Origin of the sequence: Paenibacillus sp. DMB5 (genome assembly GCF_001517085.1) — a bacterium.
Classification (GTDB): domain Bacteria; phylum Bacillota; class Bacilli; order Paenibacillales; family Paenibacillaceae; genus Paenibacillus_AQ.
Window position 1 is genome coordinate 38,619 of sequence record NZ_LRAC01000136.1, and the last position, 16,243, is coordinate 54,861.

11 protein-coding genes and 1 pseudogene are annotated in these 16,243 nt (G+C 47.9%); all 12 read left to right on the forward strand.

Going from position 1 to position 16,243, the window contains the following annotated elements; translation table 11 throughout:
* Position 1 precedes the first annotated feature (1 nt).
* A complete protein-coding gene (gene clpP / locus AWJ19_RS21350) occupies positions 2-592 on the forward strand; it encodes an ATP-dependent Clp endopeptidase proteolytic subunit ClpP (RefSeq protein ID WP_068726857.1) in 591 nt (196 codons plus the stop codon).
* Between the two features lie 12 nt (positions 593-604).
* Complete coding sequence (gene clpX, locus AWJ19_RS21355) at positions 605-1,861, forward strand: ATP-dependent protease ATP-binding subunit ClpX (RefSeq protein WP_068726859.1); 1,257 nt, start codon at positions 605-607, stop codon at positions 1,859-1,861.
* Positions 1,862-1,976: 115 nt separating this feature from the next.
* Positions 1,977-3,109: pseudogene (gene ispG, locus AWJ19_RS21360) on the forward strand (flavodoxin-dependent (E)-4-hydroxy-3-methylbut-2-enyl-diphosphate synthase).
* 198 nt (positions 3,110-3,307) lie between these two features.
* Positions 3,308-5,014, forward strand: coding sequence for an ATP-dependent protease LonB (gene lonB / locus AWJ19_RS21365; protein WP_068726861.1), 1,707 nt, complete (start codon positions 3,308-3,310; stop codon positions 5,012-5,014).
* 421 nt (positions 5,015-5,435) lie between these two features.
* A complete protein-coding gene (locus tag AWJ19_RS35335) occupies positions 5,436-5,591 on the forward strand; it encodes a hypothetical protein (RefSeq protein ID WP_157890062.1) in 156 nt (51 codons plus the stop codon).
* A 118-nt stretch (positions 5,592-5,709) separates the two neighbouring features.
* Positions 5,710-6,942 (forward strand): hypothetical protein, encoded by a 1,233-nt coding sequence (locus AWJ19_RS21370; RefSeq protein WP_068726863.1) that lies wholly within the window; start codon positions 5,710-5,712, stop codon positions 6,940-6,942.
* A 109-nt stretch (positions 6,943-7,051) separates the two neighbouring features.
* Positions 7,052-8,413, forward strand: a complete 1,362-nt coding sequence (locus AWJ19_RS21375; RefSeq protein ID WP_082708034.1) for an O-antigen polymerase — start codon at positions 7,052-7,054, stop codon at positions 8,411-8,413.
* Positions 8,414-9,287: 874 nt separating this feature from the next.
* Positions 9,288-11,651, forward strand: a complete 2,364-nt coding sequence (gene lon, locus AWJ19_RS21380) for an endopeptidase La (protein ID WP_068726866.1) — start codon at positions 9,288-9,290, stop codon at positions 11,649-11,651.
* Positions 11,652-11,665: 14 nt separating this feature from the next.
* Positions 11,666-12,349, forward strand: a complete 684-nt coding sequence (gene yihA, locus AWJ19_RS21385) for a ribosome biogenesis GTP-binding protein YihA/YsxC (RefSeq protein WP_068726868.1) — start codon at positions 11,666-11,668, stop codon at positions 12,347-12,349.
* A 208-nt stretch (positions 12,350-12,557) separates the two neighbouring features.
* Positions 12,558-13,145, forward strand: coding sequence for a non-ribosomal peptide synthetase module (locus AWJ19_RS21390; protein ID WP_068726870.1), 588 nt, complete (start codon positions 12,558-12,560; stop codon positions 13,143-13,145).
* A gap of 102 nt (positions 13,146-13,247) precedes the next feature.
* Entirely contained in the window at positions 13,248-14,030 is a 783-nt protein-coding gene (locus AWJ19_RS21395) for a CpsB/CapC family capsule biosynthesis tyrosine phosphatase (protein ID WP_068726871.1), read from the forward strand.
* A 138-nt stretch (positions 14,031-14,168) separates the two neighbouring features.
* Positions 14,169-16,145 (forward strand): S-layer homology domain-containing protein, encoded by a 1,977-nt coding sequence (locus tag AWJ19_RS21400; protein WP_068726873.1) that lies wholly within the window; start codon positions 14,169-14,171, stop codon positions 16,143-16,145.
* Positions 16,146-16,243: the final 98 nt, after the last annotated feature.

Genomic DNA, 16,243 nt, shown 5'->3' on the forward strand with positions numbered 1-16,243 from the left:
CATGAGTCTGGTACCTATGGTTGTGGAATCAACTAATCGTGGCGAACGCTCATACGATATTTATTCCCGATTGCTTAAGGACCGCATTATCTTCCTGAGCAATGCGATTGACGATGATGTTGCCAATCTGGTCATTGCCCAGCTGCTGTTCCTGGCCGCGGATGACCCGGAAAAAGACATACACTTGTACATCAACTCGCCCGGTGGTTCTGTAACAGCCGGCATGGGTATATATGATACGATGCAATATATCAAACCGGACGTTTCAACCATTTGCGTCGGAATGGCAGCCAGCATGGGATCACTGCTGCTCACAGCTGGAGCGCCAGGCAAGCGTTATGCGCTGACCAACAGCGAGGTTATGATTCATCAGCCGCTCGGCGGTGTTCAGGGGCAGGCGTCCGATATTTGGATTCATACAGACTGGATTCTCAAGACGAGACAGAAGTTGAATCAGATTTATGTGGATCGCACAGGTCAACCCCTTGAAAAAATCGAACGGGATACGGACCGCGATAACTTCATGAGCGCGGAAGAAGCGAAGGAATACGGGCTTATCGACCAGGTACTCTCTTCACCGATCATATCTTAAAGGGGTGGTTAGATGTTTAAATTTAATGATGAAAAAGGGCAGCTGAAATGCTCCTTTTGCGGTAAGTCACAGGAGCAGGTCCGCAAGCTTGTAGCAGGACCAGGCGTTTATATATGCGACGAATGTATCGAGCTGTGCACGGAAATCGTGGAAGAAGAGCTCGGTCATGAGGAAGAGCTGGATCTCAAGGATATTCCGAAGCCGAAAGAGATCCGTGACATTCTTGACCAGTACGTAATCGGCCAGGAGCAGGCGAAGAAATCGCTCTCCGTTGCCGTATACAATCACTATAAGCGTGTCAACAGCCAGAGCAAGATCGAGGATGTTGAGCTGACCAAGAGTAATATTCTGCTGCTCGGTCCGACCGGTTCCGGTAAGACCCTGCTGGCTCAGACGATGGCAAAGATTATCAACGTTCCTTTTGCCATTGCAGACGCTACTTCCCTTACTGAAGCCGGCTATGTCGGTGAAGATGTGGAGAACATTCTGCTCAAGCTGATCCAGGCTGCAGATTACGATGTTGAGAAGGCCGAACGCGGCATTATCTATATTGACGAAATTGATAAAGTGGCCCGTAAATCCGAGAATCCGTCGATTACCCGCGACGTTTCCGGTGAAGGCGTGCAGCAGGCGCTGCTGAAGATTCTGGAAGGTACAGTCGCTTCTGTTCCTCCGCAAGGCGGACGCAAGCACCCTCACCAGGAGTTCATTCAGATCGATACGACGAACATCCTGTTCATCGTCGGCGGTGCTTTTGACGGGCTGGAGCAGATGATCAAACGCCGTATCGGCAAAAAAGTTATCGGCTTCAACGCTGCAGTTGAAGGCCAGAAGGATCTGAAAGCCGGCGAATACCTGTCTATGGTATTGCCTGAAGACTTGCTGAAATTCGGGCTCATCCCTGAGTTTGTAGGCCGTCTGCCGGTTATTTCTACTCTGGAGCCGCTTGACGAAACAACCTTGGTACGCATTCTCTCTGAGCCTAAGAATGCCTTGACCAAGCAGTACATCAAGCTGTTAGAGATGGACAACGTGGCGCTGAAGTTTGAGCCGCAGGCCCTTGAAGCTATTGCCAAGGAAGCGATCAAACGCAACACAGGTGCCCGCGGTCTGCGTGCCATCATTGAGAGCATCATGCTCGATGTGATGTACGAGGTTCCGTCACGCGACGATATCAAGGATTGCGTGATTACCGAGCAGGTTGTTCAGGAGAAGGCACTGCCTGAGCTGGGCATCAAGAAAGACAAAAAGAAAGAGGAAAGCGCCTAAGAGCCGCTAGCCTTACAATAAACCACATCACAGCCTCCACCGTTCTCCCGCTTATCCCGCTTCACGGCGGAGCGGGAGGGGTGGAGCTTTGACCGTTATGGGGGAGAGAGAAACCATGTTCTTGAGACACCAGACCCGGCCCGTCAATGTCGGCGGCGTAATTATCGGGGGTAACAACGAGGTTGCTATTCAAAGCATGTGTACGACCAAGACCGCTGACGTAGAAGCTACAGTGGCTGAAATTCTGCGTCTGGAAGAAGCGGGCTGCCAGATCGTGCGCGTAACCGTCAACAATGAAGAAGCGGCTGCAGCGATCAAAGAGATCAAGAAGCAGATTCATATTCCGCTCGTAGCGGATATTCATTTCAACCACAAGCTGGCGTTGCTGGCGATTGAGAACGGCATCGACAAGGTGCGGATCAATCCCGGCAATATCGGCCGCCGTGACAAGGTAGAGGCAGTAGTCAAAGCATGTAAAGAGAAGGGCATTCCAATCCGGATCGCGTTAACGCCGGCTCTTTGGAGAGCCATCTTCTGGAGAAATACGGCTACCCTACACCGGAAGCAATGGTAGAAAGTGCTTTGTATCATATCGGTATTCTGGAAGAGCTGGATTTCCACGATATTATCGTCTCGCTGAAGGCTTCCGATGTTCCTATGGCCATTGAAGCTTACCGCAAGGCGGCAGAGGTCATCCCTTATCCGCTGCATCTCGGAATTACCGAGTCCGGCACCCTGTTTGCCGGAACGGTGAAGAGCTCGGCGGGTATCGGTGCGCTGCTCTCGATGGGCATCGGCAGTACCGTCCGCATCTCACTTAGTGCTGACCCGGTAGAAGAGGTTAAGGTGGCGCGTGAGCTGCTCAAGACCTTTGGCCTGATCTCCAATGCGGCTACACTCATCTCCTGCCCGACCTGCGGACGTCTGGATATCGATCTCTTTTCCATCGCGAATGAAGTGGAGGAGTATATCTCCAAGCTCAAGGTGCCGATCAAGGTGTCGGTGCTGGGCTGTGCCGTTAACGGTCCCGGAGAGGCGCGTGAAGCAGACATCGGCATTGCCGGTGCCCGCGGTGAAGGATTGCTGTTCCGTTACGGCCAGATGATCCGCAAGGTGCCTGAAGCTGAGCTGGTATCCGAGCTGAAGAAGGAAATTGACGTCATCGTGGAGCATTTTGAACGGACTGGCGAAATTCCAGGGCGGAAGCATGCCAATCTGGCGCCGGCTGTGCAGCCGGGAAATGCTTAAGCTTGTGTGCTTAACGCTGAACTGAACTCATAATCAATAACAAATTTATACTACGAATCCCATTAGATCCGGAGGCTCCGGAATCTGATGGGATTTTTTGCTGTATACGGCGTTTACTAATTTCTGAAACGGCTATACTACCTAGTAGCAGCCAATTGGGCCGAAGAGATAGAAATGAATGAAACAGGAGGGTGACCTATGGAATTAGGTATATTGCTGATGATCGTGCAGCTCTTTTTCGCGCTGGTTATCGGCGTTTATTTTTGGAATCTGCTGCGTGGACAAAAGACCAACAAAACTGCGGTGGACCGGGAGTCGCGCAAGGAGCTGGACAAGCTGCGGAAAATGCGGATGATCTCCCTGACCAAGCCGCTCTCGGAAAAGACGCGTCCGGCCTCAATCGGGGATATTGTCGGGCAAAAGGACGGGCTGCGTGCGCTCAAAGCGGCGCTTTGCAGCTCCAATCCCCAGCACGTGATCATCTACGGACCCCCGGGAGTCGGCAAAACTGCGGCTGCCCGGGTGGTAATGGAAGAGGCGAAGAAGAATGCGCTCTCTCCTTTTAAGCATGATGCCAAGTTTACAGAGATTGATGCGACTACGGCACGTTTTGACGAGCGGGGGATTGCCGATCCGCTGATCGGTTCTGTGCATGACCCGATTTATCAGGGTGCAGGAGCAATGGGGATTGCCGGAGTGCCGCAGCCTAAACCGGGAGCTGTGACGAAGGCACACGGGGGTATTCTGTTCCTGGATGAGATCGGCGAGCTGCATCCCATTCAGATGAACAAACTGCTCAAGGTGCTGGAGGACCGCAAGGTGCTGCTGGAGAGTGCCTATTATAACTCGGAGGACAGCAACACGCCGGCTTATATCCATGATATTTTCCAAAATGGCCTGCCTGCCGATTTCCGGCTGGTTGGGGCGACTACACGCTCACCGGATGAAATTTCGCCTGCCTTGCGTTCACGCTGCATGGAGATTTATTTCCGGCCACTGCTGCCGGAGGAGATTGAGGTGATTGCCACGGATGCCATCCAGAAGATCGGCCTGAAGCCGAGTCCGGAAGCGGTGGCTGTAGTCAAACAGTACGCGACCAACGGCCGTGAAGCCGTGAATATGATCCAGCTGGCCGCCGGGCTTGCACTGACCGAGCAACGGGATACGCTGAGTGCGGCGGAAGTGGAGTGGGTCGCGGGAAGCAGCCAGCTGCCGCTGCGCACCGAGCGCAAAATCCCGACCTCCCCGCAGATCGGGCTGGTCAACGGGCTTGCCGTCTACGGGCCGGGTATGGGCACGCTGCTGGAGATTGAGGTATCTGCCGCCCTGGCGAAGAACGGACAGGGCAGGCTGAACATTACCGGCGTAGTCGATGAAGAAGAAATCGGCGGCGGCTCCCGGACGATACGCCGCAAGAGCATGGCCAAGGGCTCTGTCGAGAATGTGCTCACCGTGCTGCGCATGATGAACCTGGAGCCGGACCGGTATGACCTGCATGTGAACTTCCCCGGCGGCACGCCGATTGACGGCCCGTCCGCCGGCGTTGCAATGGCGGTCGCCATCGTCTCCGCGATCCGTCAGCTCCCGGTCGACAACACCGTTGCCATCACTGGCGAGATCGGCATTCACGGCCGCGTGAAGCCGGTCGGCGGTGTCATCGCCAAGGTCGAAGCCGCCTTCCAGGCCGGCGCGACCACTGTCTTTATCCCGAAGGATAACTGGCAGTCCTTGTTCGCCGATGTTGCTCCGCTTCAGGTCATTCCTGTCGACACCGTTGACGAAGTCTTCCGTCACCTGTTCGGCTCCGGCACCGCTGACATTCGTCTGCCGGCGGTGTCGGGCGAGACATTCTCCTCGGCTTCGCTGCTCAAGGCGGATGCTGCGGGGGAAGGTGCACAGGCGTAAGACTCGAAACGATATGGAGGCTGTCTCTCAGAGGCAGCCTTATTTGTCAGTTGAAGCAACAAATTTTACTTACATAATTGGGAATTTGCAGTATTATATAAAGATGTTGTGAAAATATTGAATAGGAGTACGGGCGATGCTGAACAAGCCGTTACATAAAAAGTATATAATTGCTCTTCTGATTATCCTGTTGTTTCTATTTTCTTTCCTGCTGCCGGTTAAGGCGAATATTCTTGGATAGAATCCGGTTAGCTGAGCTTCCGCATTCACCCGGCAGCACCCTATGTGCATACTTTAATACCAGCAGTCCAGTACCGGAGGAATTATGTCCGGCTTTTTGTGCTGGTTGTACTATTTTCGCTTAATCCCTCATAGAATTGGTTAATAATCAATACTAACAATTCAGCAAAGGGGGATGCTCATGCTACACGAATGGAGACGCAAGTGGAATGACTTTCTGGCCGGGTACTATGAAACTCTTTATGCCGATTGCCTCGTTCCCGCCAAAAGAGAAGAGCTGCTGATGAAAGCCCGCGAGCATTCATACAGATCCTATAGATTGAGCCGGACGCCGTGAGGCGTCTTTTTTAGGGGATAATACATAAGGATAGTGAGAGAGTATTTGTTTGTATCCTTCGTGATACGAAAAATGATGATCTTTGGTTTGAAAAATTATTGAGCAGTTGGCGGATAATGTGGCGGCAATAGCGAGACATGGTATTGATCCTGTAACATATCCAGGTTCAGATTTTCAGAAGGTTCAGGCTGCTTTTGATGATGCGATAAATCAGAACCGTTCAATCACTCTTACACGAGTCTTCGACATTACTCCTGAAACGATTGTTATCAATAAGGCCAGCGACTTTCGAGAGCCTACAATGATTATCGGGGTTAATGGTGGAGGAATTAAAAAGACAAACAGCGGGTTTATGTTTACTTCCCCAACAGCAGATGTTTCAGACTTCCAATTAGAAAATATATACTTCCTTGGAAATCAATCTGCTAATGTAAAAGTTATTGTTTGCAGTAAGCTAATTCGACTAAGCACAAACAAATGCTATTTTGACAGTCTGACTACAGTAATGTATACAGATGACACTCGATATTTGCAATCTGTCCGTATGAATAATGATACTATCGTCCGCAATGTAGGTGCGGCTCTAGACTTCGCTGGTGCCTATGACACTGTTCTAACCAATGTTATAATGGAAAAAAGTTCTGGTTTTTTTATCAATCACAGAATGTTAGGCGTCAATGAAAACATTTATGGGTTTCGTATTAGAGACTGTACTATTGAAGGGCTGACCGGAACGACTCCGGCAATTAAGTTTAAATCTTGTGATAGCTTGTTAATTGATGGATGTTATTTTGAACAAAATGTAGGTGGACATATTGTGTTTGATGCCACAACCTCAAACTTGAGGCACGTCACGATATCTAATTGCCGTCACGGGGGTTCTGCTGATGTCTCCCATTTAATTAAGTGGGGAAAGACTAGTGCTGGTTGTTTTTCCTATAACAATACTAGTCAAAACATTGGTATTCATGATACCTCACAAGTAACGAGCGGCCGTATATTTTCAATATATGATAAAGCTATATCTGGAAGTGACAGTAACACTGGTAACCGCATTGATTACGTTAAAGATTTTAGTGATTCGTACACGGCACTTTCCGGGGTAGGAGGATACCGCACCATATGGGGATCAATGGTGCGATTGACGAGCACCCTTACTAACCAGACAATTAACGCAGGTGCGACAATCACCTATACATTTGATTTTTTGGAGCCAATTTATTCAGACAACATCGTATCCATTCAAATTTTTTCGGACAATGTCAAGATAACTCTTAATATAAGTCTGGTAATACTATTAAGGCTATCATTACCAATGATAGCGCATCATCAAAGACTATTACACAAATGAGAGCGACAGTTCTTAAAGCAATGCCTACTGTCCAGGGATAAAAAGGGCGGCTATTTATAGGAGAACATGGTATAATTCCCCTTGGTAAATATATTATTGGGGTGGGATTATGCTTTCTTTGGTTTTTGTTACAACAGCAGCTTTATTTATGTTTATGGGAAAATTCAAAACAGGTAAGACCTTTAACCCGCTGACTTTTTTCGTAGGTTTCTGGTGTTTCTGGGCCATTGTTTCAATGACGAATCCGTATCAGATGTTTGCAGTGTCTAACAAAACCTATCTTTTGGTATGGGTCCAGGTTGTTTGCGTTTCTCTTGGATATTTGGCAGTAGCTAAGAAGAATCTCTCAGCTAAATTCGACCTATCAGAAGTAGGCAGTAAAATTTTATATTCGAGGACCTTTGCATTTTTACAGCTATTCGTATTAACTTTCTTGACTTTTTATTATTTCAAATATAAAAGCTTATTGTCATCAATGACATCAAATGACATGCGCAGAATTATATTTGAAAAAGGGTTGTTGTTTTCGAGTTCGGCGGAATACATGTTCTATTACTGGGTAATCACGGCAATCATCTATGCATCTCTTGTAATTGCAATCTCAAGTTTTGCTTTGCATGGTAAGAAAAATCTCTCCCTATTCCTTGTCCTTATAAATTGCTTCATGTTTGGTCAAGTCGGACAGGGTCGCTTGGTGTATTTTTACATGATGGTGTTTTTGGCTGTCGGGTTAGGTCTGAAGCGTGATATCTATAAAAACTCCACTTTCAAAATTAAGCCGAAGAAAAGCTGGGGAGTCTACTTGGTATTGATCCTGGCTGTGATTTTCATAATGAACAGGACATCTGCTAGACGAATGGGAGTGTCGATGTCATTCGGGGATTCAATTAAAGTATTCTTTACCACCTCAGTAGAGCAGTTTATCATTTATTTCACTGGACCATTTCGAACGCTTGATTATTTCATCCAGTCAAATCTTGTAAACGTAACAGGGCATACATTTGGTCGCTCAGTTTTTGCCGGGATTGAAGAAATCTTGACTACTTTGCTGATACCTATCGGAGGTAGTCAACTACAAGCTAACATGGCGAACACTTTAATGGCATCCTTTACTTCTCCAGCTATCCATATAGGAGGCGGTTTATCTTTCAATGCTTTTTATACATCCGTGATGAATTTTTACATGGATGGAGGACTTCCGATGTTAATATGCTTGTCTTTCGCCTACGGAATAATAATGGGCATGCTTTACAATTTCTGCATGAACAATATGAACATCTTTACATTCTCACTGCTCGTTTACACTACCTACAATATGATTACATCAGAGATGAGATGGAACTACTCAGCTCCTGCCACTTGGGTTGTCGTATTTGTTCTAATCCTCGGGCACCGTTTGTATGTTAAACGAACGGTTGGGAGCAAAGGGCTTTATGATTACAAATCACCCAGTTTATTAACTAAGTTTTAAATTAGTCAGTAGGAGAAAACTGCGCATTAGTGTGTACGGATGTGTATTGATCTTCACTGATGAATATTAGACAATACTCCCATACACTGGGAGGTGAGAATTGGCTACATTCAGAAATAATATTACGCTGGCCCCTGCTGTTTGTGAGGAGTTGTGTAAGTACGTCGGGAAGAAGAATATCAAGATTTCGACCTGGACTCACCAGCGAATGAAAGAGTTAATCGAAGAAGAAAAGATGATCGAGGAGTTCCGGAAGAGTGGAGGTAGATGATCATGGACCACCTACATCATGAACGATAATGAAAGAATTTATCATCACAATTGGAATTGTAATAGCGTTGGTCTATATCGCATTTAATAGCTTTGCGCTGTTATATTTTGTCGGTTTTAATGCGATGAGAAATATTTTAGCTATGATTGGCCTTTTCTTCATCTTACGTCCACTGGTTCGTAATATTTGTAAGTTGTTTAATGGAGGATGGCACAAGTACTAATACTTGTGCTTTTTTTAATGTGCAGTAGTAGATATTTATCTTTATTAATGCGGATAAATGCCGATAACCAACGCTTATTGATAAATCGGAGACAAGGAGTATATGTTCACTTTAATCGAAGCTAAACTATCCATTGAAAATATAGATTTAAAAAAGGGCTAAAGTGTTACTTCCTGCTCTTATTTTGTATCTAGGTTGTATGGCATCTCCTTTTAATTTTATGTGAGACATATTATAACGACCAAATACAAATAATACAGAGAGTGCGTAGTCTGTTTTTCAAATGTATGATTTACCTGCCCCCAGTTGGTGTTTTCAACCTGCTTTTGTTAAAATGATCTATATGACATAACTTGAGAACCATGGGAGGTGCGAAAGCGATGATACCCAATAAATCCAAAGGTCGTCGTTTTCCTTTATTGCCGCTTAGAGGTCTTCTTGTGTACCCTAGCATGGTTCTGCACCTTGATGTAGGGCGCGAGAAGTCCGTTCGTGCACTGGAAAAAGCTATGGTTGAAGATAACCTGATTCTCCTCTGCTCCCAGTCAGAAGTGAATATTGAGGAGCCTGGACAAGAAGATATTTTTCGGGTCGGTACTGTTGCCAATGTGCGGCAGATGCTGAAGCTTCCGAACGGCACGATCCGTGTGCTGGTTGAAGGAGTGGAACGGGCCGAAATTATTCATTATACAGATAATGAGGAGTTTTATGAGGTTATGGCGCGCGAGCTGCCGGAGCAGGAGGATATCGATCAGGAGAGCGACGCTTTGATGCGTACGGTGCTCAGCCAATTCGAGCATTATATTACGCTGTCCAAGAAAGTCACTCCAGAGACGCTGGCAGCTGTCTCCGATATTGAAGAGCCGGGGCGTCTGGCTGATGTCATTACAAGCCACCTGGCACTGAAGATCAAGGATAAGCAGGAGATTCTGGAGACCATCGATGTAAGCAAACGTCTGGAGAAGCTGCTCGACATTCTCAATAATGAGCGTGAAGTGCTGGAGCTTGAGCGGAAGATCAACCAGCGTGTGAAGAAGCAGATGGAGAAGACCCAGAAGGAATATTACCTCCGCGAACAGATGAAAGCGATCCAGAAGGAACTCGGTGAGAAGGAAGGCCGGGCCGGTGAAGCCGAAGAGCTGCGCTCGCAAATGCAGGAGAAGAACCTGCCTGAGCGGGTGCAGGAGAAGATTGAGAAGGAAATTGACCGTCTGGAGAAAATGCCTGCAAGTTCAGCTGAAGGCAGTGTTATCCGCAACTACGTGGATTGGCTGCTTGGTCTGCCGTGGAGCGAAGAGACCGAAGATGATCTGGATATTCTAAAAGCGGAACAAGTGCTCGATGCCGATCACTACGGTCTGGAGAAACCTAAGGAACACGTCCTGGAATACTTGGCCGTGCAGAAGCTGGTTAAGGAGCTGAAAGGGCCGATTCTCTGTCTGGTAGGACCTCCGGGCGTCGGTAAAACCTCACTGGCACGCTCCATCGCCCGTTCGCTGAACCGCAAGTTCGTCCGCATTTCGCTGGGCGGTGTGCGTGACGAAGCCGAGATCCGTGGCCACCGCCGTACCTATGTCGGCGCCATGCCGGGTCGGATCATCCAGGGGATGAAAACCGCAGGAAGCCTTAATCCGGTCTTCCTGCTCGATGAAATCGACAAGATGGCTTCTGATTTCCGGGGTGATCCGTCCGCTGCTTTGCTCGAAGTACTCGATCCGGAACAGAACAATACGTTCAGCGACCACTTTGTGGAGCTGCCGTTTGATCTTTCAAAGGTTATGTTCGTGACCACAGCGAATGCGGTACACAACATTCCCCGTCCGTTGCTCGACCGGATGGAGATGCTGTATATTCCCGGCTATACAGAGCTTGAGAAGCTGCAGATTGCCAGCCGCTACCTGCTGCCGAAGCAGCGTAAGAATCACGGTCTTGAAGATGCACAGCTCGTAATTGAGGACGACACGTTGCTGAAGATTGTTCGCGAATACACGCGGGAATCCGGCGTGCGTAATCTGGAACAACAAATTGCCGCACTCTGCCGTAAGGCTGCGAAGCAGATTGTATCCAGTGAGAAAGAGCAGATCACGATTCTTCCTGCTGAAGTTAAAGAGTATCTGGGTGAATCCAAATACCGCTACGGAATGGCGGAGCTGGAGGATCAGATCGGTACAGTAACCGGACTGGCGTGGACTGAAGTCGGCGGCGATACACTGCTGATTGAAGTAACAGTGGTTCAGGGTACAGGCAAGCTCACGCTTACCGGTAAATTGGGCGATGTCATGAAGGAATCCGCACAGGCTGCCTTCAGTTACACCCGTTCCAAGGCTGAGGAGCTGGGACTCGCCCCAGACTTCCACGAGAAGAACGATATTCATATTCATATTCCTGAAGGTGCCATACCTAAGGATGGCCCGTCTGCCGGCATTACCATTGCTACCGCGCTCATCTCAGCACTCACCAGACGTTATGTCTCCAAGGATGTAGCGATGACGGGTGAAATTACGCTCCGCGGACGTGTCCTGCCAATCGGCGGACTCAAAGAGAAATCACTGGCTGCCCACCGGGCCGGCTACAAAAAAATCCTGCTGCCTAAAGACAACGAACGCGACCTTAAGGACATTCCTGAGAGCGTACGTAATGACGTGGAGTTTATACCAGTGTCCCATATGGACCAGGTACTCCAGCATGCGCTCGTAGACCAGCAGGCAGAGATCAGCAGTAAAGCGCCGAGTAGTGTGCATTAGAAAGGAAGTTCCATTTGAAAGTTAACAACGCCGAATTTATCATCAGCGCCGTAGGCCCTGATCAATACCCAACGGACGCCTTGCCGGAGATCGCTCTGGCAGGGCGCTCCAACGTCGGGAAGTCTTCTCTGATTAACCGTATGATCAATCGCAAGAATTTGGCCCGCACCAGTTCTACACCGGGTAAGACACAGCATATGAACTATTACCGGGTTAATCAGGATATGTATTTTGTCGATTTTCCAGGCTATGGTTATGCCAAGGTATCCAAGACACAGCGGGCCTCATGGGGCAAAATGGTCGAGAAATACATGGAGGAGCGTGAGACACTGAAGCTCATCCTGCTTGTAGTGGATCTGCGCCATCCGCCCACAAGTAATGATAAAATGATGTTTGACTGGCTCAAGCATTACGATCTGCCGCTCTGTGTGGTAGCAACCAAGGCAGACAAAATTCCCAAGACACGCTGGCCGAAGCACATCAAGATCATGAAGCAGGAGCTTGGCGTGCTGCCGGGAGATAATTTCATACCGTTCTCATCGGAGCTTGGACTAGGCCGTGAGGAGCTGTGGGCTCTAATTGAAGATTACAGCAGACTTAATGAGGCGGATGAAATTGAAGTGCCAATGGAACAAGGTGAACCGGAGGGGGTAACCTCTGGGCAGGAAGCTGGGCCTGATGAGGAAATCAAGTCCTAAGTATCTGCTGCTGCAATGCGTAAAAGCAAGCATCCGGGCGCATTCCTCACAGAATAGTGAGGATTATATAAAATATATTCCGCTCACCTTGTATTTTTAAGGCACAAGACCGATTATCCTGCTATAGTCTGTTTCCGCTCATGAGATAACCCGCACTCATCCATGTATAATCGTTGTAAAGGCTGTTATGAAGAATAGAGGGATGGTTATGGCTCAGCGATTGGCAACAGAATATGTAAATGCGACTTTGCAGATGACAGAATTTCAGATGAACCAGTTTCTGCTCACAGCCGATACCTGCTATATCAGCCACCGGGTTAAGGTCGCCGGAGGCGGGGAGCAGGTCATTGTTCTTGAGGAAGCCGGGGGTGAGGAAGTCCGCCTCACAGTTGAGAATAAGCGGGGGATATACACCTGTTCGCTATCCTGCCGTGTGGTCAATTCACATCTCAATAATGCTGTCCGCAAGCTGTTCGTCACCTATAAAGGGACCGGGACTGTGAATAGAATCTATAAAGGCTTTACTATGGTCTATTACTATGAGCGTGGATCCGTGCGCCGGATTTCGGAATTAACAGATTCGGGGAGTAAACTAATCTATCAGCACAAGCATTCCCTGTCAGAAATAATAAATGTATATAAATCAGATGCTGTAGAGCGGGAGATTATGGAGCTGCGCCGCAAGGCTGACAGATTGCTGGATTTACGCAATGCTGCACAGTCTGTTGAGGTACTTAGTGAGATCGATAAAGAGCTTGCGGCAATAGCCAAATTCATGTTTTTGCTGGAAGCCTAAGCTTATACAAAGTACATTTTTAGCAATCATTTCCTAGTGAAATGGTTGTATTTTTTTGACGAATCTATTCAATCCAACTGGAAAAGGACCGATAAATAGTATATGATAGATATTCATAGCCACATTTTGCCTTTTATGGATGACGGTGCTGCCGACTGGGAAGCGGCCCTCTCCATGGCACAGGATGCCGTACAGGATGGCATTTCTACTGTTGTTGCCACGCCGCATCATGCTAACGGAGTATATATGAATCCTGCCCCGGCCATTGGACAAGCGGTAGAGCTGCTGAATGATAGAATCCGGCAGGCTGGCCTTCCGCTGCTTGTACTTCCCGGCCAGGAGATCCGTGTCTACGGAGAGCTCTTGAATGATCTGGAGCAGGGTGAACTACTGACGCTGGCAAAGACGAGATACATTCTGTTAGAAATGCCTTCTTCCCGTGTGCCGCGCACAATGGAAGAGACCTGCCACGAGCTGGTCATTCAGGGCTTCGTTCCGGTCATCGCCCATCCGGAGCGCAACGCTGAGGTTGCCAGCAACCCCGCCAAGCTTGAGAGATTAATAGAGCTGGGAGCAGTGAGTCAGGTGACAGCCCAGAGTCTGGCCGGAACCTTTGGAAGCAAGCTGCAGAAGCTGTCTATCGATCTGTGCCGCAGGAATGCGGTTCATGTTATAGCCTCGGATGCACACGATAACAGTCATCGTCCGTTCGGACTGAGTGAAGCTATCAAGGTTGTAGAGAAGGAACTGGGCACTGTGGCTAGCGACAATTTACGCCAAAATTCGCAGAAAATCATCGAAAATGAGGAGCTAATTCGGGTTATTTATAGTAATTCGGGCAAGAAGCTTCATAGAATGTTCGGATTTTTTTCTCGTAAAGGGTGACCTGCCTGTAGAATGATGGTAGAATTGTTTTTACTGGGTTATTGTTACAATTCTTTATTTAGATGAGTAAGGGCGCAACTTATCTAGCATTACCGCAGTATAAGATTTTATAACTACATAAGAAGAGGTGGATGACAAGTGAGTTTGAAGAAGAAACTGGCAGTATCAACTCTAGCAGTAAGTATGGCAGCAGCATCCGTAGCAGGGTTTCCATTCAGCAGCGAAGGATTGGCCAAGCACTTGAGCGGTGTGGCATCAGCAGCTTCCGTATCCCACGATACTGTGAAGAACAAGATCAAGGCGATTTACTCCAACCTGACTGTAACAGAAGCAACTTATCTGAAAGCCTATTCTACTGAAGTATCAGGCTTAAGCCAGGATAAATTTGATGAAATTTTCGCTCCAGTTCTTGGTAAGCTTGAACTGAACAATGAGGAGAAGGCAACTTCCCTGAAATTGTTCAAGAGCGTATCCAGCGTAGTTTACAACGTTTATGCCGATGATTTCGATGCGCTGAAAGAAATCCGTTACGATGTTGACAACGTTAAGCTGTTCAACAGCATTGCAGCCAAAGCCCAGGTAGAAGGTCTTACCTTCGATGATATTCTTGATTTCTTCTTCGCTACTAACGGCGTAGAAGCAGAACTTCGCACTCTGCTGGGAAGCAAGACTAATGCTGAACTGATCAACATCATCGCTAATCCTGAATCCCAAAAGACACTGGTTAAGGATGCTGTATACAAGGTGCTTCAGCACAAGACTGGTGCCGGTGAATTGACAGTAAGCCAGGCTGTTTACAACCTGGGGATTACTGCTGATGACATCGTTAAGACATTTAATAACGTGAACACTGAGATCAAGTCTGCTAAGCAGGCAGCTCAGGCGCTTGCTCTTGGTTACATCCGTGCATATCCGCTCACTACAGGCGGTAATAACGGCGGCGGTGGCGGCGGAGTCGTTACTACACCAACAACCCCTACTCCAGGTGTTTATGATGTTTCCAAGCAAGTAACGGTTGTTGGGAACAAAGCGACTCTTAATCTCGTAGACGCTGATGTACTCAAAGCATTTGATGCTCTTGTAGCTGCTAACGCTGGTAAGACTGGCCTTACGCTTACACTGAACCTTGGTACAGTGAGCGCTGCGACTGTAGAAGTTCCGCTGTCCAAAGCAATTATCGAAGCTGCAAAAGCTAAAGGTATTGCTAACGTTGCTGTAACCTTCAATGGTTTGACAGTAACCATTCCTGTAACACAATTCAGTGAAGCAGTAACTTTGACAGTTGCTACTGAAGCGGATACTACAGTTACTTCTATCACTACCTTGAAATTGGCTTCCAAGGTATATTCCTTTGACTTGACAGTAGGCGGAGTAGCAACAACAACCTTCAAGCAACCGTTGACTATCAAGCTTCCACTGGTTAATACAGCAGGCCTTGATAAAGAACTGCTGTCGGTAGCGAAGATTGTATACGGTGCACTTCAATTCCAGGGTGGGGTTGTTGACGGTGATTACATCGTTGAGCCGCGTGATACTTTCTCTTCCTATGCTGTAGTAGAGAATAAGGTAACCTTCAGCGATGTCGCTAATGTACAGGCTTGGGCTGGCAGACAGATTCAGGTTGTAGCAGCTAAAGGCGCAATTGAAGGAATTGGCTCTGGCAAGTTCGCTCCTAAGAGCAATGTAACCCGCGCTGAGTTCTCCAAGATGCTGATCCGTGCACTGAACCTTGAGAACAGCACAGCAACTGAAAGCTTCAGCGATGTGGCTTCCACAGCATGGTACGCTCCTTATGTTGCAGTAGCAGCTGAGAAGGGTATCATCACTGGACGCAACGCTTCGACCTTTGATCCAAATGCAACTATCACGCGTGCTGAGATGGCAACAATGATCTCCCGTGCAGTTAAATCGCTTAACCCAGCTGCAACCACAGATGCTTCCGCACTGAGCAAGTTCTCGGATGCTGCGAAGATCAGCGCTTCCCTGAAAGACGGCGTAGCATTTGCAGCAAGCAACAACCTTGTAATCGGTAATGCAGGTAAGTTTAACCCTAACGATACAGCTACCCGTGCAGAAGCTGCAGTTATCATCTACCGTACAATCAACTTCAAGTAAGCAATAATGAAGCAAGTGGAGAGCCTCCTCTCGTCAGTCTGAGAGGAGGCACTTTTTTAGCACAGATTATATTATTTTAGAAACCGCTTGGAGGGAAA

Excerpts from the sequence above, each read along its gene's own strand:
- AWJ19_RS21395 (WP_068726871.1), top strand. The coding sequence starts at position 13,248 with ATGATAGATATTCATAGCCACATTTTGCCTTTTATGGATGACGGTGCT.
- clpX (WP_068726859.1), top strand. The coding sequence starts at position 605 with ATGTTTAAATTTAATGATGAAAAAGGGCAGCTGAAATGCTCCTTTTGC.
- AWJ19_RS21375 (WP_082708034.1), top strand. The coding sequence starts at position 7,052 with ATGCTTTCTTTGGTTTTTGTTACAACAGCAGCTTTATTTATGTTTATG.
- clpP (WP_068726857.1), top strand. The coding sequence starts at position 2 with ATGAGTCTGGTACCTATGGTTGTGGAATCAACTAATCGTGGCGAACGC.
- lonB (WP_068726861.1), top strand. The coding sequence starts at position 3,308 with ATGGAATTAGGTATATTGCTGATGATCGTGCAGCTCTTTTTCGCGCTG.
- lon (WP_068726866.1), top strand. The coding sequence starts at position 9,288 with ATGATACCCAATAAATCCAAAGGTCGTCGTTTTCCTTTATTGCCGCTT.
- AWJ19_RS21390 (WP_068726870.1), top strand. The coding sequence starts at position 12,558 with ATGGCTCAGCGATTGGCAACAGAATATGTAAATGCGACTTTGCAGATG.
- AWJ19_RS35335 (WP_157890062.1), top strand. The coding sequence starts at position 5,436 with ATGCTACACGAATGGAGACGCAAGTGGAATGACTTTCTGGCCGGGTAC.